Origin of the sequence: Achromobacter sp. UBA4530, from assembly GCF_002388205.1 — a bacterium.
GTDB lineage: Bacteria > Pseudomonadota > Gammaproteobacteria > Burkholderiales > Burkholderiaceae_B > Achromobacter > Achromobacter animicus.
The window spans coordinates 18,050-43,308 of record NZ_DGMA01000006.1 but is presented as its reverse complement, the minus strand read 5'-3'; the positions used below and the strand labels follow the sequence as shown (position 1 = coordinate 43,308).

Annotated in this window: 24 protein-coding genes; 10 read left to right on the top strand and 14 right to left on the bottom strand. The window is 66.1% G+C overall.

Features of this window, described 5'->3' with window-relative positions:
* Positions 1 to 77 precede the first annotated feature (77 nt).
* From fliI to B2W22_RS04110, 3 genes are read left to right on the top strand one after another with little or no spacing between them, the layout of a single operon-like run.
* Positions 78 to 1,505, top strand: a complete 1,428-nt coding sequence (gene fliI, locus B2W22_RS04120; RefSeq protein WP_056318674.1) for a flagellar protein export ATPase FliI — start codon at positions 78 to 80, stop codon at positions 1,503 to 1,505.
* Positions 1,498 to 1,950, top strand: coding sequence for a flagellar export protein FliJ (gene fliJ / locus B2W22_RS04115; RefSeq protein ID WP_175126259.1), 453 nt, complete (start codon positions 1,498 to 1,500; stop codon positions 1,948 to 1,950). Before fliI ends, fliJ begins: the two co-directional genes overlap by 8 nt.
* A 24-nt stretch (positions 1,951 to 1,974) precedes the next feature.
* On the top strand, positions 1,975 to 3,360 hold the full coding sequence (locus tag B2W22_RS04110) for a flagellar hook-length control protein FliK (protein WP_286936279.1): 1,386 nt from the start codon (positions 1,975 to 1,977) through the stop codon (positions 3,358 to 3,360).
* On the opposite strand, the gene B2W22_RS04105 is transcribed toward B2W22_RS04110, so the two are convergent.
* Complete coding sequence (locus B2W22_RS04105) at positions 3,357 to 3,515, bottom strand: hypothetical protein (protein ID WP_175186097.1); 159 nt, start codon at positions 3,513 to 3,515, stop codon at positions 3,357 to 3,359. The two genes, B2W22_RS04110 and B2W22_RS04105, sit on opposite strands and share 4 nt — an antisense overlap.
* A 14-nt stretch (positions 3,516 to 3,529) precedes the next feature.
* Between B2W22_RS04105 and fliL the strand changes: the two genes are divergently transcribed.
* Genes fliL through fliR form a run of 7 tightly spaced genes read left to right on the top strand, consistent with a single transcriptional unit; the run spans position 3,530 to position 8,006 of the window.
* Complete coding sequence (gene fliL / locus B2W22_RS04100; RefSeq protein WP_175126261.1) at positions 3,530 to 4,174, top strand: flagellar basal body-associated protein FliL; 645 nt, start codon at positions 3,530 to 3,532, stop codon at positions 4,172 to 4,174.
* 2 nt (positions 4,175 to 4,176) lie between these two features.
* Complete coding sequence (gene fliM, locus B2W22_RS04095; RefSeq protein ID WP_175126262.1) at positions 4,177 to 5,184, top strand: flagellar motor switch protein FliM; 1,008 nt, start codon at positions 4,177 to 4,179, stop codon at positions 5,182 to 5,184.
* Entirely contained in the window at positions 5,177 to 5,734 is a 558-nt protein-coding gene (gene fliN, locus B2W22_RS04090) for a flagellar motor switch protein FliN (RefSeq protein WP_286936275.1), read from the top strand. Before fliM ends, fliN begins: the two co-directional genes overlap by 8 nt.
* Before the next feature lie 11 nt (positions 5,735 to 5,745).
* Positions 5,746 to 6,069 carry a flagellar biosynthetic protein FliO gene (fliO, locus tag B2W22_RS04085; protein WP_056570231.1) on the top strand — a complete coding sequence of 108 codons (324 nt, stop codon included), beginning with the start codon at positions 5,746 to 5,748 and terminating at the stop codon, positions 6,067 to 6,069.
* A 34-nt stretch (positions 6,070 to 6,103) separates the two neighbouring features.
* Positions 6,104 to 6,895, top strand: a complete 792-nt coding sequence (fliP, locus tag B2W22_RS04080) for a flagellar type III secretion system pore protein FliP (protein ID WP_370633024.1) — start codon at positions 6,104 to 6,106, stop codon at positions 6,893 to 6,895.
* An 18-nt stretch (positions 6,896 to 6,913) separates the two neighbouring features.
* Positions 6,914 to 7,183: a flagellar biosynthesis protein FliQ gene (gene fliQ, locus B2W22_RS04075; RefSeq protein ID WP_008163193.1), complete on the top strand. Its 270-nt coding sequence runs from the start codon at positions 6,914 to 6,916 to the stop codon at positions 7,181 to 7,183.
* Positions 7,184 to 7,217: 34 nt separating this feature from the next.
* The gene (fliR, locus tag B2W22_RS04070) at positions 7,218 to 8,006 is read left to right on the top strand and encodes a flagellar biosynthetic protein FliR (protein ID WP_175126266.1); all 789 of its coding nucleotides are present in this window, start codon (positions 7,218 to 7,220) and stop codon (positions 8,004 to 8,006) included.
* Positions 8,007 to 8,074: 68 nt separating this feature from the next.
* Here the strand turns inward: fliR and B2W22_RS04065 are convergent, their stop codons facing one another.
* The 13 genes from B2W22_RS04065 to B2W22_RS04005 form a co-directional block, all read right to left on the bottom strand.
* Complete coding sequence (locus tag B2W22_RS04065) at positions 8,075 to 9,670, bottom strand: methyl-accepting chemotaxis protein (RefSeq protein WP_175126267.1); 1,596 nt, start codon at positions 9,668 to 9,670, stop codon at positions 8,075 to 8,077.
* A gap of 243 nt (positions 9,671 to 9,913) precedes the next feature.
* A complete protein-coding gene (locus tag B2W22_RS04060; RefSeq protein ID WP_175126268.1) occupies positions 9,914 to 11,638 on the bottom strand; it encodes a methyl-accepting chemotaxis protein in 1,725 nt (574 codons plus the stop codon).
* A gap of 137 nt (positions 11,639 to 11,775) precedes the next feature.
* Positions 11,776 to 12,243 (bottom strand): hypothetical protein, encoded by a 468-nt coding sequence (locus B2W22_RS04055; protein WP_175126269.1) that lies wholly within the window; start codon positions 12,241 to 12,243, stop codon positions 11,776 to 11,778.
* 29 nt (positions 12,244 to 12,272) lie between these two features.
* Positions 12,273 to 14,144 carry a methyl-accepting chemotaxis protein gene (locus tag B2W22_RS04050; protein ID WP_286936272.1) on the bottom strand — a complete coding sequence of 624 codons (1,872 nt, stop codon included), beginning with the start codon at positions 14,142 to 14,144 and terminating at the stop codon, positions 12,273 to 12,275.
* Between the two features lie 102 nt (positions 14,145 to 14,246).
* Positions 14,247 to 16,106 (bottom strand): methyl-accepting chemotaxis protein, encoded by a 1,860-nt coding sequence (locus B2W22_RS04045; RefSeq protein WP_286936271.1) that lies wholly within the window; start codon positions 16,104 to 16,106, stop codon positions 14,247 to 14,249.
* A 141-nt stretch (positions 16,107 to 16,247) separates the two neighbouring features.
* Positions 16,248 to 17,507 (bottom strand): flagellar hook-associated protein FlgL, encoded by a 1,260-nt coding sequence (gene flgL, locus B2W22_RS04040; protein WP_175126208.1) that lies wholly within the window; start codon positions 17,505 to 17,507, stop codon positions 16,248 to 16,250.
* A 46-nt stretch (positions 17,508 to 17,553) separates the two neighbouring features.
* Entirely contained in the window at positions 17,554 to 19,227 is a 1,674-nt protein-coding gene (gene flgK, locus B2W22_RS04035) for a flagellar hook-associated protein FlgK (RefSeq protein WP_286936269.1), read from the bottom strand.
* Positions 19,228 to 19,300: 73 nt separating this feature from the next.
* On the bottom strand, positions 19,301 to 20,278 hold the full coding sequence (gene flgJ / locus B2W22_RS04030; protein ID WP_191578098.1) for a flagellar assembly peptidoglycan hydrolase FlgJ: 978 nt from the start codon (positions 20,276 to 20,278) through the stop codon (positions 19,301 to 19,303).
* A gap of 5 nt (positions 20,279 to 20,283) precedes the next feature.
* Positions 20,284 to 21,420 (bottom strand): flagellar basal body P-ring protein FlgI, encoded by a 1,137-nt coding sequence (locus B2W22_RS04025; protein ID WP_279975072.1) that lies wholly within the window; start codon positions 21,418 to 21,420, stop codon positions 20,284 to 20,286.
* Between the two features lie 3 nt (positions 21,421 to 21,423).
* Positions 21,424 to 22,113 (bottom strand): flagellar basal body L-ring protein FlgH, encoded by a 690-nt coding sequence (locus B2W22_RS04020; RefSeq protein WP_175126211.1) that lies wholly within the window; start codon positions 22,111 to 22,113, stop codon positions 21,424 to 21,426.
* On the bottom strand, positions 22,113 to 22,898 hold the full coding sequence (gene flgG, locus B2W22_RS04015) for a flagellar basal-body rod protein FlgG (protein WP_105238493.1): 786 nt from the start codon (positions 22,896 to 22,898) through the stop codon (positions 22,113 to 22,115). The genes B2W22_RS04020 and flgG overlap by 1 nt, the downstream gene beginning before the upstream one ends.
* Before the next feature lie 51 nt (positions 22,899 to 22,949).
* Positions 22,950 to 23,714, bottom strand: coding sequence for a flagellar basal body rod protein FlgF (locus B2W22_RS04010; RefSeq protein ID WP_175126212.1), 765 nt, complete (start codon positions 23,712 to 23,714; stop codon positions 22,950 to 22,952).
* Between the two features lie 38 nt (positions 23,715 to 23,752).
* A complete protein-coding gene (locus tag B2W22_RS04005; protein ID WP_286936266.1) occupies positions 23,753 to 25,219 on the bottom strand; it encodes a flagellar hook-basal body complex protein in 1,467 nt (488 codons plus the stop codon).
* Between the last annotated feature and the right edge of the window lie 40 nt (positions 25,220 to 25,259).

Genomic DNA, 25,259 nt, shown 5'->3' with positions numbered 1-25,259 from the left:
CGGCCTCCGAGCAATCCGGCCAGGCGCCCCTCGCGGGCGCCGCAGCCGCTTCCGCGGCGGCCAAGCCGACCGCGCCCGTGCTCGACCGCTGGCAGACGCAGCTTGAGATCGGCTCGATCCGCGCGGCGTCCACCGATCCGTGGCTGGTCAGCGGCAAGATCACGCGGGCCACGGGCCTGGTGCTGCACGCCACCGGCCTGCGCCTGCCCGTCGGCGCCGCCGCCCGTATCGAGATCGCGCGCGGCCATGACCATTGGGCCGACGCCGAAGTCGTGGGTTTTGACGGCCACACGCTGTACCTGATGCCGCAGGCCGATATTTCCGGCCTGCCGCCCGGCGCGCGCGTCGTGCCCGGCGAACCGCCCGTGCAGCGCCAGATTCCGCTGCCGCGCAAGGCCGAACTGAACGGCAACGCCAAGCCCCAGCTTGGCCGCCACCTGCCCGTCGGCAACGCGCTGCTTGGCCGCGTGCTGGATGGCGCCGGCCGCCCGCTGGACGGACTGGGTCCGCTGACGGGCGCCGAACTGGCCCCCCTGTCCGCCCAGCCGATCAACCCGCTGTCGCGCGCGCCCATCGATACGGTGCTGGACACCGGCGTGCGCGCCATCAACGGTCTGCTGACCGTCGGCCGCGGCCAGCGCATGGGTCTGTTCGCAGGATCCGGCGTGGGTAAATCGGTGCTGCTGGGCATGATGGCCCGCTACACCAAGGCCGACGTCATCGTCGTCGGACTGATCGGCGAGCGGGGCCGCGAAGTCAAGGAATTCATCGAGCACAACCTGGGTCCCGAAGGCCTGGCGCGTTCGGTCGTCGTGGCCGCACCGGCCGACGTGTCGGCGCTGCTGCGCCTGCAGGGCGCCGCCTATGCGACGCGCCTGGCCGAACACTTCCGCGACCAGGGCCTGGACGTGCTGCTGATCATGGACTCGCTGACCCGCTACGCAATGGCGCAACGGGAAATCGCGCTGGCCATCGGCGAACCGCCCGCCACCAAGGGTTATCCGCCGTCGGTGTTTGCCAAGCTGCCCACGCTGGTGGAACGCGCGGGCATGGGCGCGCCCGGTCCGTCCGGCAAGGCAGGCTCCATCACGGCGTTCTACACCGTGCTGGCCGAAGGCGACGACCAGCAGGACCCGATCGCCGACTCGGCGCGCGCCATTCTGGACGGTCACGTCGTGCTGTCGCGGCACCTGGCCGAATCGGGCCACTACCCCGCCATCGACATCGAAGCGTCGATCTCGCGGGCAATGACTTCGCTCATCACGCCGCAGCAGTTCTCCATCGTGCGCCGCTTCAAGCAAAGCCTGTCGCGCTACCAGCGCAACCGCGACCTCATCGCCGTGGGCGCGTACGCCGCCGGCAACGACCCGCAGCTGGACGACGCCATCGCGCGCTACCCGCGCCTGGAAGCCTTCCTGCAGCAGGACATCGGCGAGAACGTCGGCTACGAAGACGCCGTCAATCAATTGCGAGCCAGTTTCGAATCACGGGACACCTATGCCTAGCCAACTGCCTCTGGACATGCTGATCAACCTGGCCAAGGAGAGCACGGACGAAGCCGCGCGCCTGCTGGGCCGGCTGACCGCCGAACGCAGCAATGCGCAGCGCCAGCTTTCCATGCTGCACGACTACCGCCAGGACTACCTCGAGCGCCTTCAGACGGCGATGACGAGCGGCATGGCGGCCAGCGACTGCCACAACTATCAGCGCTTCATCGGCACGCTGGACGACGCGATCGGCCAGCAGCAAGGCGTGCTGCGCCAGGCCGAGGAAAACCTGTCCAAGGGCCAGCTCTACTGGCAGCAGGAAAAGCGCAAGCTCAACTCCTACGATGCCCTGGCGCAGCGCGAGCAGCGCGCCCAGGCCCTCGTGGAATCGCGCCGCGAACAGCGCGCCAACGACGAATACTCCGCCCGCCTGGTCCAGCGCCAGGCCAGCGGCATGCATTAAGCAGTTCCTCACAGGAAGCCCCAGATGACCGCTCCCCTGCCCTTGACCTTGCTCGCACCGGCCGCCCCGACGTCGCCCAACGACGCGCTCGGCGCCAAACCGGCTGCCGCGGACAAGAAAGATAAAGGCCCCTCGTTTTCGGACGTGCTGGCGCAAAAGCGTCCGGCGCAGCAGCGGCCCAACCAGTCCGCCGACGCACGGCCCGCGAACGGCAACAGCAAGACGCCGTCCAAGGACGGCAAAGCCAGCGATCCGGCCAGCACGGCCGAAGGCGCAGCCGCCGGCGCCATCAATGATGCGGTGCAGACCGCCACCCAGGCCGAAGCCGGCGCGCTCGCCGTCGCCGCACAACAGCCGGTGGCCGCCTCTGACCTGCCGCAACAGGCATTGGAGATTGCGGCCCAGGCCGCCGAGCAGGTGCAGCTCGCGCGCGGCAATGCCGCTGCCGCCGCCAGCGCCATGAATCAGGGCGCCGCCGTGCTGACGGCCGCGCTGAACGCCGCCGACACGCTGGTGCCGCAGGCCGCTCAGCAGACACCGGCAGCCGCGACCGCCGGTCAGGCGCAGGCCGCCGCCGCGCAGATCGCCCGCGAAGCCGAAGCCGCGCTGCCGGTCGTCACTGCCGCCGTCAAGCCGGGCTCCGCGCCGGTTGCCCAGGCGCCCGTCGACGCCAAGGCAACGGTCAAGGCCGACGCCCCGAAGGCCGCCCTGGACCTGCCGCTGCCGCGCGTCGCGCGCGACATGCCCGCCGACCAGAAAGAAGCCGCTCCGGCGCTGCCCGCCCACGTTGCCGACGAAGAGCAGCCCGACCTGCTGGCCGGCTCGGCCCCGCAATTCCAGGTGCCGCAGCATGGCGCCAATCCGCAGGAAGCGCTGGCCCACGCGCTGGCCGCCGCCACGCAGCGCCAGGCGCTGCCGGTCGTCAACCAGGCCGCCATCGCACAGCCCATCGTTCCCGTCGTCATGCAAGTGGCCACGCCGGTCGGCGCCACCCACTGGGGCACCGAACTTGGCCAGCAGATGGTCATGATGAGCAACAACGTGCGCCAGGGCATGCAGACCGCCGAACTGCGGCTGGATCCGCCGGACCTCGGTCCGCTGCGCGTCAGCCTGAACCTGGCGGACGGCGTGGCCAGCGCCTCGTTCGTGTCGGCGCATGCGTCGGTACGCCAGGCGATCGAAGTCGCCATTCCGCAGTTGCAGCAGGCGCTCGCCCAGGCCGGCATCTCGCTGGGCCAGACCAGCGTCGGTGAACAAGCCGCGCAGCAGGAATTCGCGCAACAGAACGGCAACGGCTCGCAGCGTCAGCAAGGCGGCGGCGTCGCCGTGGCGGACAGCGGGGCAGATGCCGCGCAGCCCGCAGTGACGGCGTCGCGCAACGCCAACGCATTGGTCGACACGTTCGCTTAATGATCCGGCGGCCCGTGTCCGGCAACGGATGCGGGCAGTGCAGCAATAGCTTGAGATACGCGGCTTTCGCCCTGTTTTTCGCCTCCAAGCGGCGGCGTGAATTCGGGCAGAATGCTTTCATCCACTAAGAATCCGTTTTCACCAGCGGCAAACACGCATCGAACTCCAGATGGCGACAATCAAACCCATTCCCGCGCCGGCGCGCGACGCGAAGTCCTCCGGCGGCATTGGCCGCATCCTTCGGCCGCTGCTGGCGATCCTGGTGCTGCTGCTGGTTGCCGCGGCCAGCGCCGGCGCGACCTGGTTCATCACGCAGCGTCTGCAGCAACCGCAAGGCGGCGCACCGGTGCAGCTTGGCGTGGGCCAGGTGCCTGGCGGCCAACCCGGCCAGCCGGGTCAGCCCGGTCAGGCCGGCGGCGTGCAAGGCCAGCCCGGCCAAGGCCCGCAGGCCACGCCGACGACCTTCGTCGCGCCGTCTGCCACCCCGATCGCCGTGCCCGCGCCGATCTTCGTGCCGATCGAAGCCTTCACCGTCACGCTGCAGAACGCGGACACGGAACGCATCATGCACGTCGGCCTGACCCTGCGCGTGAGCGACGAACAGACCCGCACGCGCCTGGAAAAGTACATGCCCGAAGTGCGCAGCCGCATCCTGATGGTGCTGTCGTCGCAATCGCCCACCGCGGTGCAGACGCAGCAAGGCAAGACCGACATGATCACGGCCATCAAGCAGGCGGTGAACCGCCCCTTCTCGCCCCTGCCTGACGGCCAGTACGTGACCGACGTGCTGTTCACGGCGTTCGTGGTGCAATAAGCATGGCCTACGAGGCATTTCTTTCGCAGGACGAAGTCGATGCGCTGCTAGCCGGCGTCACCGGCGAGAGCGATAGTAAAAAGGAATCCGACGGCCAGAACGGCGGTGCGCGTGCCTACGACCTGAGCTCGCCAGAGCGTGTCGTGCGCCGCCGCATGCAGACGCTGGAGCTCATCAACGAGCGGTTTGCGCGCAACATGCGCAACGTGCTGCTGAACTTCATGCGCCGCAGCGCCGACATCACCGTCGGCTCGATCAAGATCCAGAAGTACGCGGACTTCGAACGCAACCTGCCGGTTCCCAGCAATCTGAACATGATTCAGATGAAGCCGCTGCGCGGCACGGCGCTTTTTACGTACGACCCGAACCTGGTGTTCCTGGTCATCGACAGCCTGTTCGGCGGCGATGGCCGCTACCACACGCGCGTCGAAGGCCGGGACTTCACCACCACCGAACAGCGCATCATCCGGCGCCTGCTCAACCTGACCCTGGAAAGCTACGGCAAGTCCTGGGATCCCGTCTACCCGATCGAGTTCGAATACGTCCGCTCGGAGATGCACACCAAGTTCGCCAGCATCACCGGCAACAACGAAGTGGTGGTGGTCTCCTCGTTCCACATCGAATTCGGCGCGACCGGCGGCGACCTGAACATCTGCCTGCCCTACTCCATGATCGAGCCGGTGCGCGATCTGCTGACGCGCCCGCTGCAGGAAACGACGCTCGAGGAAGTGGATCAGCGCTGGTCGCAGCAGCTTTCCCGCCAGGTGCGCAGCGCGGACATCGACGTGGTCGCGGAATTTGCCCGCATCCCGTCGTCGATCCGCGAACTGATGAGCCTGAAGGTCGGCGACGTCCTTCCGGTGGACGTGCCTGAAACCGTCATCGCCCACGTCGACGGCGTGCCGCTGATGGAATGCGGCTACGGCGTTTTCAACGGCCAATACGCCCTGCGCGTACAAAACCTGTTTACCCACGATACAGAACCCAACGAGGCCTCTGACCATGACTGACAAGAACGAGCCCGGCACTGGCTCGTCCCCGGCCGACGACTGGGCCGACGCGCTCGCCGAACAATCCCGCGCCAACCCGCCCACGCAAGCCGACGGTCTGAAGCCGCAGGACGACTGGGCTGCCGCGATGGCCGAACAGGCTGCCGCGCCCGCTGCGCCCTCTGCCGCGGCGCCCGCCGCCGCTCCTGCCCCGGCACCGGCCCCCGCCGCGGCGCCGGCCGCCACGGCCTCGGCCGCCGCGTCCGTGTTCAAGCCGCTGGCCGGCGCCACGTCCGGCCAAGGCACCGACATCGACCTGATCATGGACGTTCCCGTCCAGCTGACGGTTGAGCTTGGCCGCACCCGCCTGACCATCAAGAACCTGCTCCAGCTGGGCCAGGGCTCGGTGGTGGAACTGGACGGCCTGGCCGGCGAACCGATGGACATCTTCGTCAACGGCTACCTGATCGCCCAGGGCGAAGTCGTGGTCGTCGAAGAAAAGTACGGCATCCGCCTGACCGACATCATCACCCCGTCCGAGCGGATCAACCGCTTGAACAACCGTCGTTGACCCCTGGCGCCATGACCGAACCTGCCCTGCTGCGCGTCATCATCGGCCTTGTGCTGGTGGTGGCCGCCATCCTGGCCGCGGCGTGGCTTGCCAAGCGCGCCGGACTGGTCCAGCGCGGCGGCGGCAACGTGCTGCGCCAGGTTGCCAGCATGCCGGTCGGTCCGCGCCAAAGCGTCGTCGTCGTCGAGATCGAAGACACCTGGCTGGTGGTGGGCGTTGGCCCGAACCAGCTCACCACCCTGCATACCCTGCCCGCCGGCCAGTTGCCGGAGGGTTCGCCTCTGCCCACGGCCGCCTTCGCGGCCAAGCTGGGCCAGGCACTCAAGCGCCGCTAGGGCACAACGCCCCGGCGCGAATCAAGCGATACCCATGAGTTTGCCTACCCGCACGACTACCGCCCGCGCCGCCCAGCGCGCGCTGCCCATGCTGGCCGCCGCCGCGGTGCTGGGCCTGGCCTTTTTCCCGGCCGGCGTGGTGGCGCAGGCCACGCTGCCCGCGCTGACGGCCACGCCGGGCGCGAATGGCTCGCAGACCTACTCGCTCAGCATGCAGACCATGCTGCTGATGACGTCGCTGTCGTTCCTGCCGGCGGCGCTGCTGATGATGACGGGCTTCACGCGCATCATCATCGTGCTGGGCCTGTTGCGCAGCGCGATGGGCACGGCCATGTCGCCGCCCAACCACGTGCTGATCGGCCTGGCGCTGTTCCTGACCTTCTATACGATGTCGCCGGTGTTCGACAAGATCTACACCGACGCCTACAAGCCCTTGTCCGAAGGCACGATCCAGTTCGAGGCCGCGGTCGAACGCGCCGCGAATCCGCTGCGCACCTTCATGCTGCACCAGACACGCGAGAACGACCTGGCGCTTTTTGCCAACCTGGCCAAGCAGCCCGCGCTGGAAGACCCCTCGCAGGTGCCGATGCGCATCCTGGTGCCGGCCTTCATCACGAGCGAACTGAAGACCGCCTTCCAGATCGGCTTCACGATCTTCATTCCCTTCCTCATCATCGACCTGGTGGTTGCCAGCGTCCTGATGGCGTTGGGCATGATGATGGTGCCGCCGGTCACCGTGGCGCTGCCCTTCAAGCTGATGCTGTTCGTGCTGGCCGACGGCTGGAACCTGCTCATGGGCTCGCTGGCCCAGAGCTTCTACCAGTAACGCCGCAAGGAGATCGCCATGACCGCTGAAACCGTCATGACCATGACCTACCAGGCGATGAAGATCGTCCTGGCGATGGCCGGTCCCCTTCTGCTCGTCACGCTGGTCGTGGGTCTGGTCATCAGCATCTTCCAGGCCGCCACCCAGATCAACGAAATGACGTTGTCGTTCATTCCGAAGCTGCTGGCCATGTGCGGCGTGCTGGTGCTGCTGGGCCCCTGGCTGATCGGCGTCATGGTCGACTACATCCGGCAGCTCATCGGCCAGATCCCCATGCTGGTGTCCTGAGCGGCGCCGGCCGCCGGGCACGGGTTGCGACGCCATGTTCTCTTTTACGCTCGAGCAGCTGAACGGCTGGGTCGGCCAGTTCCTCTGGCCGTTCGTGCGTATTCTCGCGCTCGTGGGCACCGCGCCGCTCTTCTCCGAATCGCTGATCCCCGTCAAGGTCAAGGTGGGACTGTCGTTCGTCCTGGCCGTGGCAATCAGCCCGGCCCTGGATCCCATGCCACCCGTCGCACCCGGTTCCTACGCCGGCCTCTGGATGGTGATGCAGCAGGTGCTGATCGGCATCGCCATGGGATTCACCATGCGCATCGTATTCGCAGCGGTGCAGACGGCCGGTGAATTCGTGGGCCTGCAGATGGGCCTGTCGTTCGCCTCGTTCTTCGATCCCAGCTCGGGCGCCAACACCGCCGTGCTGTCGCGCATTTTCAACATCGTCGCGATGCTGACCTTCCTGGCGCTGGATGGGCATCTGCTGGTGCTGGCGGCGCTGGTGCGGTCATTCGACACGCTGCCCATCGCCATGATCCAACTGCACCAGAACGGCTGGGGCGCAGTCGTGGAATGGGGCAAGACGATCTTCGTGTCGGGCCTGCTGCTGGCGCTGCCGCTGATCTGCGCCCTGCTCACCATCAACCTGGCCATGGGCATCCTGAACCGCGCCGCCCAGCAGCTTTCCGTGTTTGCGGTGGGCTTTCCCGTCACGCTCATCGTCGGCGTGACGATCCTGGCGATCGTGCTGCCCCACGCCGGGCCGTTCCTGGAGTCGTTGTTCGAATCGGGGCTGACGGCGATGAGCCGTGTGGTGGATGCGCTGGCTGGGCGGTAACCGCCCGCCGCCAGCAGTCCTGCAATCGGGCGTGACCGCGGGCCCTGACCCCGCCGCCCGCAACTCGATCAGTGCTGTCCCACCACGCGGAAGACGCGGATGGTCTCGCGCAGCGCGCCCGACTGATTGCCCAGCTGCGTCACCGCGCCGCCCAGTTCCTGCACGAGTGCCGTGTTCTGCACGGTCATCACGTCCATTTGCGAGACCGCGGTATCCACCTGTTCGATGCCGGTTGACTGTTCCTGCGAGGCGCGCGAGATCTCGCCGATGATGTCCGTGACGCGGTGAACGGCATCCACGATCTCCTGCATGGTCGCGCCGGCCTGCTCCGCCTGCGCCGAGCCTTCGGTCACGCGGTCCACCGAGTCCTCGATCAGCGTCTTCACTTCCTTGGCGGCCTGGGCGCTTTTTTGCGCCAGGCTGCGCACTTCGCCCGCGACCACCGCGAAGCCCTTGCCGGACTCGCCGGCCCGGGCGGCTTCCACCGCGGCGTTCAGCGCCAGGATGTTGGTCTGGAAGGCGATGCCTTCGATGATGGTGACGATGTCGGCGATCTTGCGCGAGCTGTCCGAGATGCCGTGCATGGTGTTGACCACCTGCCCGACGGCCACGCCGCCGCGCCGCGCCACGTCCATGCTGCTGGCGGCCAGATCGTTGGCCTGCCGCGCATTGTCGGCGTTCTGGCGCACCGTGGACGTCAGTTGCTGCATGCTGGCGGCCGTCTGCTGCAGCGACGCCGCCTGCCCTTCCGTGCGGCCGGCCAGTTCCTGGTTGCCCCGGGCGATGTCCACCGCGGCGTGCGTCGTGCCCTCGATGCCGCGATAGACGTCTTGGGCAATGCCGATCAGGCTCTTGCGCATGACCTCCAGCGAAAACTTCAGGCTGCCCACCTCGTCATCCGATTCCGGCACGATCTGCGTGGTCAGGTTGCCCGCAGCCACCTGACGTGCCATGTTCGCCGCGTCTCGCATCGGGTCCAGCAGCGAACGCGACAGGCTCCAGCCCATCGCGTAGATGGCGACGATGCCCAGCCCGATCGCGCCACAACCCAGCGCCGCGCCCAACGGGCTCAGGCTGGGCCAATTGGCATGCAGGCCATACGCGCCCGCGGCGCCGACGATGGCCGACGACAGCGTGGCGTGGCGCAGCATGCGGCTGCGCACGCCAGGCCGAAACGGGAACGCCAGCAGGTCCAGGCCGCTGCGCCAGCCGGCGCGCACGGGCCGGCCGTGCAGGATGCGCACGCCCTTGGCCGTGCCCTCGCGCATGCGCGCGTACAGCGCTTCGGCCATCTCGATCTGTTCTTCCGACGGCTGCACGCGCACGGACGAATAGGCCACGACTTCGCCGTTCTCGACAATGGGCGTGGCATTGGCCAGCACCCAGTAGTAGCCGCCATCCTTGCGGCGGTTCTTGACCACGCCGAGCCAGGATTCCCCGGCCTCCAGGGTCTCCCAGAGATCCGCGTAGGCCTCCGGCGGCATGTCGGGATGGCGCACGATGTTGTGCGCCTTGCCGATGAGCTCTTCGCGGGTGAAGCCGCTGACCTCGACGAAGGCCGGGTTGGCGTAGACGATGCGGCCCTTGGTGTCCGTGCGCGAGATCAGGTACTGGTCCTCGCGCAGCTTGGTTTCCACATTGGTGACGGGTAGATTGACACGCATGGTTTGTCTCCAGCTGGCGTCCGATCCCCCGGCCACCGTTGATTACTCTGTTTTCGTCCTGAAAATTCAGGCGTTGACATTATTTACGGTCATAAAGCGGAAAACTTAACGTGCTTATGATTTCCATCAACGCACGCATAACCATCCGATATGAAACAAGCGCATCCGCGGATCGCTGGCCCACAAAAAAGCCGCGCCCGATCCCGCATCTGCAGGATCGGGCGCGGCCCGGGATAACGACGATCAGTTCAGCGACGGCGCGGCATACCCGCCCAGCTGGTGCGCCGGCACTTCAATCACTTCGCCGGCATTGATCTTGAACACGGCAACCGCTTCGGCCAGGCGCTGCGCCTGTTCCTGCAGCGAGCCGGCGGCGGCGGCAGCCTCTTCCACCAGCGCCGCGTTCTGCTGCGTCACTTCGTCCATCTGCGACACGGCGCGGTTGACCTGGTCGATACCGCTGGACTGCTCTTCGGACGCCGCCGAGATCTCGCCCATGATGTCCGTCACGCGCTTCACCGAGGCCACGATCTCCTGCATCGTCGCGCCGGCGCGTTGCACCTGCTGCGAACCCGCGCCGACCTTGGACACCGAGTCCTCGATCAGGCCCTTGATCTCCTTGGCGGCCTGGGCGCTGCGCTGCGCCAGCGAGCGCACTTCGCCCGCCACCACCGCAAAGCCCTTGCCCTGCTCGCCCGCACGCGCGGCTTCCACCGCGGCGTTCAGCGCCAGGATGTTGGTCTGGAACGCGATGCCGTCAATGACCGACACGATTTCCGAGATCTTGCGCGAGCTGGCCGAAATGCCTTCCATGGTGTTGACCACTTCCGACACCGCCGAACCGCCGCGCTCGGCCACGTCCGACGCGCTGGCCGCCAACTGGTTGGCCTGGCGGGCGTTGTCCGCGTTCTGCTTCACGGTCGACGCCAGCTCTTCCATCGAGGCAGCGGTCTCTTCCAGCGAGGCGGCCTGCTCTTCCGTGCGGCTGGACAGGTCCGTGTTGCCGGCCGAGATTTCACGCGAACCGACGGTGATCTCGTCCACGCCACGGCGCACCGTCGACACGGTGCGCGTCAGGCTTTCCTGCATGCGCTTGAGCGCGGCGAACAGCTGGCCGATTTCGTTGTGCGAACGCACTTCCACGCGGCCCGTCAGGTCGCCCGCGGCAATCTTGTCAAAGTGCTGACCGGCTTCGACCAAGGGGCGCACCACCAGGCGGCCGAACAGGATGCGGGCAAGCACCATCAGCAGCAGCGCCAGCGCAACCGCGATGCCGACGGCGATCATGGCCAGGTTGAAGTTGGCCTCGGCCTGTTCGATCGTTTCACGCTGCTGGTCGGCGATGTACTTGTCGAACTGGCCGATCGCCTCGATGAAGGCCGCACTGCGAGGCGTGCCGTATTCGTTGTTCACCATGTAGAACGTCGAATAGTCTTCGCTGCGCAGGGCTTCGACCATCGTGTCCACGCCGTCGTCGATGTACGAGCGATAGCGGCGCACAAGGTTCATCGACAACTGGCGGCCAGTGTCGTCCTCGAGCATGTTCTTCTGGAAATCGGCGAAGCGGCTGCGCACACCCGTCAACAGGTCCGTCGCGCCCTTGAGCGAAGCGGCCGCGTCACGCGCGGAGTTCTCGCCGCTGCCCCAGCCGGATTCCTGCAGGTGGCGCGCGGCCACCATCAGGCTCACGCGGGCGCGCAGCATGTCGCTGTTGATGATCTCGACCTGCTTGGCCCGCGCCGTCAGCGCGTTGACCTCGCGGATCGATTCATAGTTGCTCTGCAGGAAGTACGCGGCCAGGCCGCCCACCGCCGCGATCAGCAACGCGAAAAACGCCATCACCCACAGCAGCATCGTGCCAACGCGCGCATCGCGCAGCCTCAGTTTGCGCTTGACCTTGGGTGCGCGCGCGGCTTTTTTCTTGCCGGCCTTGCCGGCTTTACCACCGGATTCGAGACTCGCTTCCATTTATTTCCCCATCCCTCAGGAACTGCTCTGACCAAATGAAAAACCACCCTGTGGACATGCCCTGTTACACAGGGGATGCACTCAGGGCGACGAACACCGGGCATGTGACGCCCGATGTCTTCTGCCGAACTGCAGGGCTACTTGCCCTGCGGCACCAGACCGGCCGGTTCACCCGGACCCGGAATGTAGATCGTTTGCACCTCGGGTTCCATCGCAGGTTGTGCCCAGTCCTGCGTCAAGGCAGGCGCGGGGGCAGGCCCCAGCAACTTCTGGCGTTCCCAAGGTTCCAGCAGAATATTGGTGCTGTCGACGAGCCGCATCAGCCGGCCATCGGGGCCGAACTGCAGCAGCGCTTCCTTACGGCTGTACAGGCCGTCGGTGACAAAGGTGATTTTGTGGAACCAGAGCGCCAGCACGGTGCCGTCGCTCTGTTTGAATTGTTGGGCAGGCGGGGCGGTCAGCGCACGCGCGGCCTCTTCCATGGTCGTCTGCCCGGGCGTCAGGGTCGACAGCTTGCTCGGGTCGAAGTTGTGACCCGTTGCCGCACAGCCAGCGACAAGGGCCGCAATCGCGGCCGCTGCCAGAAGATGTAGATAACCTCGCATACCCTGCCTATATGCCGGCGGCGCCGGCGTCAGAAAGATTCCCAATCGTCGTCCGAAGGCGCCTGCCGCCGGCTTGCAGCCGGTGCTGGCGCGGGCTTCGAAACGTCCTTTGCCGCGGGCGCCGGACGCGTCGCGGCGGGCTTGCGCGGCGGGCGCGTTGCCGTGGCGCCGGCGGCCGGTTCCGGCTTGGCGCGGGCGGTGTGTGTCAGGCGCACGGCGGCGGCGGGCTTGGCGGCCGGCGCGGCGGCTTGGGGCGCCACCTCGGGCTCGGGCGCCGGTGCGGCCACGCGGGCAGCCGGCCGATGCTGCTGCGCCAACTGGCGTGCCGGCACTTCGATGACTTCGCCTGCATTGATCTTGAATACGGCCACCGCTTCGGCCAGGCGCTGCGCCTGATCCTGCAGCGAGCCTGCCGCGGCGGCGGCCTCTTCGACCAGCGCCGCGTTCTGCTGCGTCACTTCGTCCATCTGCGCGACGGCGCGGTTGACCTGGTCAATGCCGCTGGACTGCTCGTCGGAGGCCGCCGAGATCTCGCCCATGATGTCTGTCACGCGTTTGACCGAGGCGACGATCTCCTGCATCGTCGCGCCGGCGCGTTCGACCTGCTGCGAACCGGCGCCCACCTTGGATACCGAATCCTCGATCAGACCCTTGATCTCCTTGGCGGCCTGGGCGCTGCGTTGCGCCAGCGAGCGCACTTCGCCCGCCACCACCGCAAAGCCCTTGCCCTGCTCGCCCGCACGCGCGGCTTCCACCGCGGCGTTCAGCGCCAGGATGTTGGTCTGGAATGCGATGCCGTCGATCACCGACACGATTTCCGAGATCTTGCGCGAGCTGGCCGAAATGCCTTCCATGGTGCTGACCACTTCCGACACGGCCGAACCGCCACGCTCAGCGACGTCCGACGCGCTGGCCGCCAGCTGGTTGGCCTGGCGCGCGTTGTCCGCGTTCTGCTTCACGGTCGAGGCCAGTTGCTCCATCGACGCGGCGGTCTCTTCCAGCGAGGCGGCCTGCTCTTCGGTGCGGCTGGACAGGTCCGTGTTGCCCGCCGAGATTTCACGCGAACCGACGTTGATTTCATCCACGCCGCGGCGCACCGCGGACACGGTGCGCGCCAGGCTTTCCTGCATGCGCTTGACGGCCGCCATCAGGGCGCCGATTTCGTTGGTGGAGTTGACGTCCACGCGTACGGTCAGGTCGCCCGCGGCGATCTTGTCGAAGCTTTCGCCCACAACGCGCAGCGGACGCAGCACGACGCGATTCATGAACAGGAACGCGCCCAGCGACACCACCAGAATCAGCACGGCCAGACCGATGTAGACGAAGGTCATCGTCGAGGCCTGTGCGCGCGACGACTTCACCATCTCTTCGCTGAAATTGTTGATGTTGGCGGCAAAGTCCGTGAGCTGCTTGAAGAACAGGCCGCTGGCGGCGCCCGCCTTCGTATTCTTGAGCGACAGGTAGGTCGCGGCGTCGCCCTTGTCCAGGGCGGCCATCATGCCTTCCAGGGAGTCGGCAAAGCCAGTGAAAGCGGACAGCAGGTCGCCTTCGGACTTCCGGCCGATCTCGGTCGTCTTCGGAATCGCCTTGAAGGTCTCCATCTTCTTCTTGGCGTCCGCGATCAGCTGCTGGACGATGCGGGAGTTTTCGGCGGCGCCGCTCGCGTCGCCTGCGGCGCGCTGGGCAGCGGCGATGTCGGCGCGCACAGTGGCGCGCAGCATCTGCGTGTACGAGTCCTTGATCAGATTGCTCTGCTGGACGCTCAGGGAATCCAAGGTGTTGATCGCCCGGGCATTGGACTGCATGCTGTTCCAACCCAGGACAATGGCAACGAGCGCGGCCAAGGCGACTGCCAATTGGGCCAGCATCAAGCCGGTGCGCACCTTCAGATTGCTAAACATTTACGTAGTTCCGGTAATCGTGCTGGCGGCGCGTTCCTGGCCGTCAGCACGTAAAAGGGATTTTCTCTACTGCCTGTTCAATGCACTGGCGGAACGGATCCGTCAGAAGGACTCCCAATCGTCATCCGAGGGCGGCGGACGGCGCGAGGCGGGCCTGGGCGCCGCCGCGGCAACGTCCGCGGCATCCGCGGCGCGCGTGGCCGGCCGGCGCAGCGGGCGCGCGGCGGTCGCGCCCGCCGGCTTGGGCCGGGCAACCTGGGTCAGACGGGGTGCGGGCGCGGGCGCGGCCTTGGCGGCGGGCTCGGGCTGCGCGGCAGGCGCGGCGGCAGCTTCCTGCGCGGGCTTGGGCGCGGACACCAGCGGCGCGCTGCGTTGCTGCGCCAGCTGGCGCGCGGGCACTTCGATGACTTCGCCGGCGTTGATCTTGAACACCGACACCGCTTCGGCCAGGCGCTGCGCCTGCTCCTGCAGCGAGCCGGCGGCGGCCGCAGCCTCTTCCACCAGCGCCGCGTTCTGCTGCGTCACTTCGTCCATCTGCGACACGGCGCGGTTCACCTGGTCGATGCCGCTGGATTGCTCCTCCGACGCCGCCGAGATCTCGCCCATGATGTCCGTCACGCGCTTCACCGAGGACACGATTTCCTGCATCGTGGAACCGGCGCGTTCGACCTGCTGCGAACCCGCGCCGACCTTGGACACCGAGTCCTCGATCAGGCCCTTGATTTCCTTGGCGGCCTGGGCGCTGCGCTGCGCCAGCGAGCGCACTTCGCCCGCCACCACGGCAAAGCCCTTGCCCTGTTCGCCGGCACGTGCAGCTTCCACCGCCGCGTTCAGCGCCAGGATGTTGGTCTGGAACGCAATGCCGTCGATGACAGACACGATCTCCGAGATCTTGCGCGAGCTGGCCGAGATCTCCTGCATCGTGTTGACCACTTCCGACACGGCCGAACCACCGCGCTCGGCCACGTCAGACGCGCTCGCCGCCAACTGATTGGCCTGGCGGGCGTTGTCCGCGTTCTGCTTCACGGTCGAGGCCAGCTCTTCCATCGAGGCGGCGGTCTCTTCCAGGGAGGCAGCCTGCTGCTCCGTGCGGCTGGACAGGTCCGTGTTGCCCGCGGAAATTTCACGCGCGCCCAGATTGATTTCTTCCACGCCACGGCGCACCGAGGCCACCGTGCGGGTCAGGCTTTCCTGCATGCGCTTGATGGCGCCAAACAGGTGACCGATTTCGTTGGTGCTGCGCACTTCGATACGGCCGGTGAAATCGCCAGCGGAAATCTTCTCGAAGTGGTCGCCCGCTTCATGCAGCGGACGCAGCACGGTGCGGTTGATGAAGATCCAGCAGCCCAGCGCCAGCACCAGAGCGATGGCCAGCATCACAATGGTCACCATGCGCGAAATGTTGTGATCGGCTTCCGCCTGCGCGATGAGCTCGTCCGTGCGCGTGTCCGTGAACTGCAGCACGTTGTTGACGGCCTCACGGAACGCGGTGTTGGCAGCGCCGCCGGCGTCGTTCAGATCCAGGTAGTCCTGGATGGCCAGGTTTGCCAGCGCGGCGGCCTGGCGGCGGTAGACGTCGTCGAACTGCTTGTAGGCGGCTTCCAGCTTGGCGACGAGGTCCTCGGAGCCTGCCATGCGCGGCGCCTTGCGGAACGAGTCGAACAGCTTTTGACCATCGGCCATGAGCGCATCGGCACGCTTGGCTTGCGACGTCGATTGTTCGGTCTTGCCCTGCTGCATGTCCATCAGCGAATTGGCAAGCAACAGACGGCCGCGCAGGAAGGTGCTGTAGGCACGCTGCAGTTGCGTCGCCTGGTTGGCATAGGCCTCGTTGACCTGCGCCAGCTTGTCGCTGCCGGAATTCAACCCCATCCACGCCACACCGTTCGAAATGAACATGGCGCCCGTGAAGAGCAACAGCACCAGGATGATGCAGGTGCGAACTTTTAAATTACCAAGCATGAAATATCCGAGCGTTAAGCAACGAAAAACGACACAACCTACCCTACACGCACTACGGACGCCCCGGCCCCGGGCCGGCAGCGTCCGAAAAGTGCGCCACCCGCGGCGCGCGCAAACGGCGCCGCGCAGATAACTACCGCATCACTTGCGGCTGAACAGGCTGGAACCCTGGATGGTCATGAACGCGGCCGAGGCCGCCTGCAACGCCACCTGGCGCAGCGCGAGCTGGCTGGCGCCGGCGTAGTAGTCCAGGTCTTCCAGATCCGACAGCGACTTCGAATACGACAGGCCCTTTTGCGTGCCGGTGGCGTCCAGCGCCTCCAGCTCGTTCAGGCGGGCGCCCACCGACGCGCCCACGGTCAGGATGTTGTCGTAGTTGGACGCGAGCTTCTTGTTCGCCGTCGCCAGTTCGTTGTTCAGACGGGCCAGCGCCTTCTCGTCGCCCGCGATGGGCGAATCCAGCACCTTGATGAGGCTATCCAGCGTGTTGAACAGATCCACATCGGCCGACTGGATGCTTTCGACGTCGATCACGTCGCCGTTCTCCGGCGTGCCCTTGACGACCACAGCAACGCCGCCGAAGTCGATGCTGGCGCCTTCCTTGTATTCGGTGGGGCCGGCCGGCGGCGCGGGCGTGGTCACCGGCGGCACGGGCGGATTGGCGTTGGGGTCGGTCGTGATGACGCGATAACCCATGTTGCCCGTGGCGGGATCGGCCTCGAACTGCAGGCTGAAGCTCTTGCCGATGTTGGCGCTGCCCGGCGTGACCGAGACGGTGCCGAACTGCGCGGTGCCCGTGTTGTTGTCATTTGCCGTGCTGACATAGGCGGTCGAACCCGGGTTGGCGCGATTGAAAACGTCGCTGCCCAGATCGCTGGTCGACAGCTGGCGCGATTGGTCGACCTGCACGGTGCGCTCACCGGTGGCGCCGCTGAAAACGACCTTGCCCGTGGCGTCCTGCGCGTAAGGCACCACGCTGCCTTCGTAACCGGAGAACAGATACTGGCCGTTGCCGTCGGTGCTGTTGGCAAGACCCAGCAGCGCATCGCGAGCGCTCTTCAATGCAGTCGACAGGGCCTGGCGATCGCTGTCGGCGAACGTGCCGTTGCCGGCCTGGACGACGCGCGTGCGCACGTCCTGCAGCGCGGTGGTGATCGAATCCAGAACGTTGGCTTCCTGGCCGAGGTTGGTCTTTGCCGTGTTGCGGTTCAGGCCATACGTCGTGTTCATGCTCTGCGTCTGCGCGACGCCGATCGACAGGGAAGCCGCCAGCGGATCGTCCGCGGGGGTCAGGAACTTGCGGCCGCTGCCAACCTGTTCGACCAGGCGATTCATGTCGGATTCCTGAGCGAGAACGCCGCTCAGTCCGTTCGTGTACATCATCGTGGTGCTCAGACGCATGGTGCAGCTCCGTAATGCTTTCTAGTATTCACAATCAACGTTCTGATCAGCCGCGCAGGCCCAACAGCGTGTCAAAAATGGTGCTCGCCACATCGATGATGCGGGCGCTGGCCTGGTATTGCTCCTGGTACAGCGACAGGCTTACGTATTCTTCGTTCAGGTTCACGCCCGACACCGCCTGTTGGGCAGCGGTCGTCTGCTTGATCAGGTTGACCTGCGCCGTGGCGGCCGTCTTGATCTGCTGCGTCTGCACGCCGACCGTGTTCACGACCTGCGCGAACATGTCGTTGATGCTCATCGTGCCGTGGCCCAGCACTTTGCTGGTCTGCAGCTGCGCCAGCTTCAGGGCGTTCTTGCCGTTGGCATCGCCGCCCTCCAGATCCGCCGCGGCAACCTTGTCGGGATCGGTGATCAGAACGTTGATGTCGCGGGCCGCGTTACGCGTGGGCGACAGCGACCACTTGTCGCCGGCCTGGGGCGGCGCATTGATCGTCAGCGTCACGCCCATCTCGCTTTCGAGGTTCAGCGTTGCGGTCGGCGGGGTGCCGGTAGCCGGACCGTTGTAGACCTGCGAGCCTTCCGGCATGCGCACGACCTGGTAGTTGGTGCCGTCGAACGAGATCTCGTAGTCCTTGGCATTGACGTTTGCCAGGTCGGTGAATGCACCCGAGATCTGCGCGTTGCTCTTGTTTGCCGAATTGGGCACACCTTGCGGCGATCCGATACTGAAGAAGTCCGTACCCGGATTGCCGCCCTGGTCCAGACCCTCTTTGTGCTGCTCGTTGAACGACAGCGCCAGGCCGACGGCCATCTGGCCCAGCTGGTTCTGCATGACGTCCAGCGACGAGGCGCGGAACTGCAGAAGGCCGCCCAGCTTGCCGCCGGTGACTTCGCTGTCTTGCATCTCGACCGCGATGGTCTTGCCGGTGCCCGCGGGCAGCGTATAGGCAATGACCGTGCGGCCCGCGTCCGCGGCCGACGGCACGGCCTGCAGCGGGTAAAGCGTGTTGCCCGACAGCAGCGACTGGCCGCCCTTCGTGAGCGAGATGCTGATCTTGTCGCCCTGCTCGTAGGTCGTGATGCCGATGAGCTGGTTCAGTTCCATGACGGCCTGGTCGCGCTGGTCGAGCAGATCGTTGGGAGGGCTGCCGCCGGCCTTGCCGGCCGCCAGGGAAATCTGCTGGTTCAGGTCGTCGATGCGGGTCAGGTAGCTGTTGACCTGGTCGACCGTGGTGCTGATCTGCGTGTTCAGGCCTTCACGCTGCTTCTGCATTTCCGAGTAGGCCGAGCGGATCTGCGTCGTCAGGCTGTTGGCCTGGCCGAGCAGGTCGGCGCGCGCGGCGGGATCCGCCGGCTTGCTGGCCACCGTGTTCATGCTGGTGAAGAAGTTGGTCAGGCCCGGGGCGATGCCAACCGTACGGTCGGAGAACAGGTTGTTGATCTGCGAAACCTGGTCGAGCTGCGCCTGGAGCTGGGCGCCGCTGCCGGTCGCGCCGACGAGCTGCTTGTACAGGAAGCTGTCGTAGCTGCGCACGACGGTGTCAACCTGGACGCCACGGCCGATGTAGCCGTTGGAGGTCGCTTGCGCGCCCGCCGTCGAGGTCATGACGCGTTGGCGGTTGTAGCCGACCGTGGTGGCATTGTTGATGTTGTGGCCGGTGGTTGCCAGGCCGGCTTGCGCCGCGTTCAACCCGCCCAGTGCCGTTTTGTACAAATTCATGCTGACAATGCCCCGTATGTAACCGCAGCTGTTATCTCTGGATACCCCGTTTACGGCAGGGGATCACCCAAATTTAGAGTCCTTCCAACATCCGGCGTGAATTTTCCACATTGGATGCCGCGCCCCGCAGCTGCCCCATGATGCCGATGAGCTTCTGGGCATAGCGCGGGTCGGTCGCGTAGCCCGCGTCCTGGATCCGGCGGGCTGCCTCGATCTCGTTGCGGGCTGTCGTCACGCTCTCGTACCGCGGGCTGTTGCCGATCAGCCGGGCGTAGTCGGCGAACGATTCCTCGTACGACGCATAGGCCCGGAACGGCTGCGTCACCTTGCGGGCGACGCCGTCTTCGTATTCGGTGGTCAGCACGTTGACGACCTTGCCCTTCCAGCTCGAACCTGCCTTGATGCCGAACAGGTTGAAGCTGGTGCTGCCGTCCTCATGTTTGATTTCGCGCTTGCCCCAGCCGGATTCCAGCGCCGCCTGGCCCATGATGAGACGGGCCGGCACGCCGCTTTGCTGCGACGCCAGGTTGGCGGCGCGCGACATCTTGGACACAAAGTCGACCACGTGCTCGGGCGCGCCTTCCGCCGCAGCCAGCGCGCGGTCGGCCGGCCGGTTGTTGCGCATGACGTTCAGCAGCGCCGACACTTCACGCGAGCCGCCGGTCTGGAAGTCCAGATCGCCGCCCTGCCCGATGCGTTTGATCGCTTCATCCGGGATCTCGCCGGGTTTGCCCTGCTGCATCTGCGCCAGGATCGCCTGCGACAGACCGATGCCGGGCGAGGCCAGATGCAGGGCCAGTTGCTCATCCGCCATGGACTGCAGCATCTGCGTCTGCTGGGAATCGAACAGACCTTCCTTGGGCGTGGCCTCGCGCATGCGCTTGACCATCATCTGCAGGAACAGCGCTTCGAACTGCTTGGCGACCTGCTTCTGCTGCTCGGTGCCCGCGGGATCCTTCTTGACGTCGCGCTTCAGGTCCGACAGGCGGCCCATGTCGAAGACCGAATCCTGCCGGGCGCTGCCGCGTGCCGCGTCGTTGGTGTAAGCCATGGCCGTCAGATGATCTCAAGTTCGGCGCGCAAGGCGCCCGCGGTCTTCATCGCCTGCAGGATGGCCAGCAGGTCCTGCGGCGTGGCGCCCAGGGCGTTCAGGCCCTTGACCACGTCGGCCAGGTTGGCGCTGGTGCTCACGCGCTGCAGCGAGCCGTTGTCCTGCCGCACTTCGATCTGGGTATTGGGCACCACCACCGTCTGGCCCTGCGTGAACGGCGTGTCCGGCTGAACGACCTCGTTCTGGCGGTTGATGATGACCGACAGGTTGCCGTGCGCCACGGCGGCCTCTTCGATCATGACCGTTCGGTTCATGACGACCGAGCCGGTGCGGGCGTTGATGATGACCTTGGCGACCGTCGGCGCGCGCGTGACCTGCAGGTCTTCCATCTGCGACAGGAAGCGGGCCTGCGAGCCCTGTTCCATGGGCGTGCGCACCTGGATGACGCGGCCGTCCAGCGCCGTGGCCGTGCCCTGTCCGAACTGGCGGTTCAGGGCCGTCGCCACGTTCTGCGCGGTGCCGAAGTCGGTATTGTTCAGTTCGACATGCACGTAGCCGTCGCGGGCAAACGTGGTCGGCACGCCGCGCTCGACGATGGCGCCCGCGCTGATGCGGCCGCCGTTCAACTGGTTGATCTGCACACTGGAACCGCCCGCAGACGCGCCGGCGCCGCCGACCAGGATGTTGCCCTGGGCAATGGCGTAGACCTGGCTGTCCGCGCCCTTGAGCGGCGTCATCAGCAGCGTGCCGCCGCGCAGGCTCTTGGCGTTACCCATGGACGAGACCACCACGTCCAGCGTCTGGCCGGGCCGCGCGAATGCCGGCAAGGTCGTCGTGACCATGACGGCGGCCACGTTCTTCAATTGCATGTTGCTGCCGGCGGGCACCGTGATGCCCAGCTGCGACAGCATATTGGTCAGGCTCTGCTGCGTGAATGGCGTCTGGCGCACCTGGTCGCCGCTGCCGTCCAGGCCCACGACCAGGCCGTAGCCGATGAGCTGGTTGCCCCGGACGCCCTGGATGCTGGCCAGATCCTTGAGCCGCTCGGCGTGCGCCGCACCGGCGCCCGCGGCCAGCCCGACGGCCACGCACACCCGCGCCATCAGGGACAGCAAGGTGGATATCGGAGTCTGTTGTTTCATGATTTAGAACGGCGAAGCGATCAGGAAGAAGCGTTGCAGCCAGCCCATGGTCTGGACTTCGTCCATGACGCCCTTGCTGCGGTATTCGATGCGCGCGTCGGCCACTTGCGTGGACGACACGGTGTTCGTGCCCGTGATGGAGCGCGGATCGACCACGCCGGCAAAGCGCACGTACTCGCTGCCGCGGTTGATGGCGATCTGCTTTTCCCCGGCGACCTGCAGGTTGCCGTTGGACATCACGCCCACCACCGTGGTCGTGATGGTGCCGGTGAAGGCATTGTTGGCGCTGCTGTCGCCCTTGCCCTGCGACACATTCCCGCCATTGGCTTCGGTGTTCAGGTTGGCGTTCGCCCAGCTGTCCATGAAGGACGGCGCCGCGGCGATGCCCAGCGTGGTCGAGCCGCTGCGATTGGTATTCGTCGCCACGTTCTTGGACGCGTTGGTGCGCTCGTTCAGCACGATCGTGACGATGTCGCCGACATTGCGCGGCCGGCGGTCTTCGAACAGCGGGTAATTGCCGTAAGTCGTGGGCTGGTAGATGGAGCCCGTGGGCTGCGCCATGGGCATCGGCGGCGGCGGCGGGGCCGCCGTCGTCGGCCCGGTCACGATGGGTTCGGGCGGGATCATGGCGCAACCAGCCGCCAGCAGAGCCAGCGCAGACGCAAGTACCAGGCGCAGGACAGACATGAGCATCACAGTTGGGTCAGGCGGGCCAGCATTTCGTCCGACGTCTTGACGGCCTTGCTGTTCATTTCGTAGGCGCGCTGCGTCGTGATCATGTTGACCAGCTCTTCAGCGACGTTGACGTTGGAGGTTTCGACGTACTTCTGCATGATCGAACCCGCGCCGTCCACACCGGGCTGCAGCAGGTTCGCCGGACCCGACGAGTCAGTTTCCAGGTACAGGTTTTCGCCGATGCTTTGCAGGCCGGTCGGGTTGATGAACGTGGCGATCTGCAACTGGCCGATCTGCACGTTGATGCCGGCGGCGCCGGGTTGCGTCACCGAGACCATGCCGTCGGTGCCGATGGTGATGGACAGCGCGTTGTCCGGCACGTTGATCGGCGGCTGGATGACGTAGCCGCTGACGGTGACGAGCTGGCCGTTCTGGTCGCGCTGCAGCGCGCCGTCACGCGTGTAGGCCTGCGTGCCGTCGGGCAGTTCAACCGGCAGGAAGCCGCGGCCGTTGATCGCCACGTCCATTTCGCTGCCGGTGTTGTTCAGGTTGCCGTCCGAGTGGATACGCTCGGTCGCGGCCACGCGCGCGCCGGTGCCCAACTGCAGGCCGGACGGCAGTTGCGTGGCATCGCCCACCTGGGCGCCGGGCTGGCGCAGCGTCTGGTACATCAGGTCCTGGAACACGGCACGGCCGCGCTTGAACCCGTTGGTGGAGACGTTGGCCAAGTTGTTGGAAATCACGTCCATGGAGGTCTGCTGACCTTCCAGGCCCGTCTTGGCGATCCACAGCGAACGCATCATGATGAAAGACTCCGGTGCCGCGGCCTGGCCGCGAACTAAATGTTATTTAAATCAGGCGCTTACGGACAGAATGCCGTTGGCGCGTTCCGCGTTGCGGTCCGACTGCTGAATCACCTGCATCTGCTGCTCGAAGCGGCGGGCGTTTTCGATCATGCCCACCATCGATGCCATCGGATTGGTGTTGCTGCCTTCCAGCACGCCCGACAGCAGGCGAAGCGCGGGGTCGGCGGGCACCGGCGGTGCGGGCTGGCCGTTGACCGGCGCCATGCGGAAGACGCCGTCGTCGCCGTGCACCAACTGCTTGTTGTCCGGGTTGACCAGCTTCAGGCGGCCCAGGTTCAGAATGTTGTTCGGCGCGTCGCCGGCGCCCAGCGCCGTGATCGTGCCGTCCGACGTGATGGTCAGCGCAGCCTGGTCGGGCACGTCGATGGGGCCTCCCTGGTCCGACAGGACCGGCTGGCCCAGCGACGTCTGCAGCAGGCCGTTGATGCCGACCTGCAGGCTGCCCGCGCGGGTATAGGCCTCGCCTTGCGGCGTCTGCACCGCAATCCAGCCGTTCTCGCTGGCCAGCGCCACGTCCAGGCCGCGGCCCGTCGTCTGCATGGTGCCCATCTCGAAGCTGTTGCCGGGCGTTGACGCCACCGTCGAAACACGCGTAGGCAGGCTCACCCCGTCCGTCACGGGAACCGAGCGGTACAGCGCGATCTGCTCGCGAAAGCCCGCCGTGTTCACGTTGGCCATATTGTTGGAGAGCGCGGCCTGATGCTCCGTGATCCGCGCTGCGCCATTCATGGCGGTGTAGATGATTCTGTCCATTGCCTATTCCGTCGGTGTCGTCGCTTGCCCTGCGGGCATTACTTCAGGTTCATCAGGACTTGCATGATTTCGTCCTGGGTCTTGATGGTCTGCGAATTGGCCTGGTAGGTGCGCTGGGCAATGATCATGTTGACCAGTTCCTTGCTCATGTCCACGTTGGACGCTTCGGTCGCCTGACCCACCACCGTCGACATGCTGTTGGTGCCGGGCTGGCCCAGGATCGGCTGGCCAGAAGCCGCCGTTTCCTTCCAGGCGTTGTTGCCCACGGGCTGCAGGCCCTGCAGGTTCGAGAAGTCGGCCAGCACCAGCGTGCCCACGATCTGGGTTTCGCCGTTGGTGTAGCTGGCGACCAGGCTGCCGTCGCTGCTGATGTTGATGCCGCTGAACTCACCGGACGTGTAGCCGTCGGGCTTGGCGATCAGCTTGTAGTTGCTGCCGTACTGGGTCGTGCCGGTGTAGTTGATGGCGACGTTCAGCGGATCGGCCGGGGTGGTCGTGCCGCCGGGCTGGGCGAAGGTCAGGTTCACGATTGGCGCGCTGGTCAGCGTCCCGGCGTTGTTGAACGTGAACTTTGTGGGAACGCCCCACACGCCGTTGTTCTCCGTCGTGGGCGACATAGCCTGGCCGTCCATCGTGTAGTACACGTCATATACGCTGGTTCCAGCTTCGGCGGGACGCTTGACGAAATACTGCATGACCTGATGCGAGTTGCCCAGGGAGTCGAACACCGTCATGGGAGAGGCGTTCGTGTAGGTGCTGGAGATCTTGGGGTCGAAGGGTCGGCCCAACTCGACGACGGCGGCGGTAAAGTCGACAAAGCCAGGGATGTTCTCAAGTTTGCCATTGATAACCTCGCCCGCTGCGTTAAGCTCGACGGTCGCCGGTGCCGTGCCGTACACCGCGGCGGGCGGATTGCCAGGGGTCCACGTCAGCGCGCCGCCGGCAGCTTTCGTGAACGTGTACGCCGTGCCACCGAGAGTGATCTTGCCGGGTACTTCCTGCGCCGTCTCCGTATCGTTCAGATAGACGATCTTGGCGTTGGCATCCAGGTTGGCCACGGTGGTGGCGCTGGTCGTCGCCTGCGGCGCGACGTTGGCGGTCGGCAGTTGCAGTTCGACCGGGTTCGCACCGATCGCGCCGGCCGGGTAACCGGTCAGGCGATACCCCTGCGCGTTCACGATGAAGTTGTTCTTGTCGACGAGGAACTCGCCGTTGCGCGTGTACATGACCGAGCCGCTCTGGTCGGTCACGCGGAACATGCCCTTGGCGCCGTCGATGGCGATGTCGTATTCGCCGCCGCCGCCCGTCACGGAACCGACCGTGAAGCGCTGGTTGATGGCCGAGACCTTGACGCCCAGGCCCACGCGCGAGCTGGCGTAGACGTCAGCGAACGATGCGGTGGCCGACTTGAAGCCGACGGTGCCCGAGTTGGCGATGTTGTTGCCGATGACGTCCAGGTTCTGCGCAGCGGCGTTCAAGCCGCTCAATCCTTGTCCGAAGCCCATGTTTACTCTCGCTAATCTTTAGTGGAAAAGCCGCCGCCCC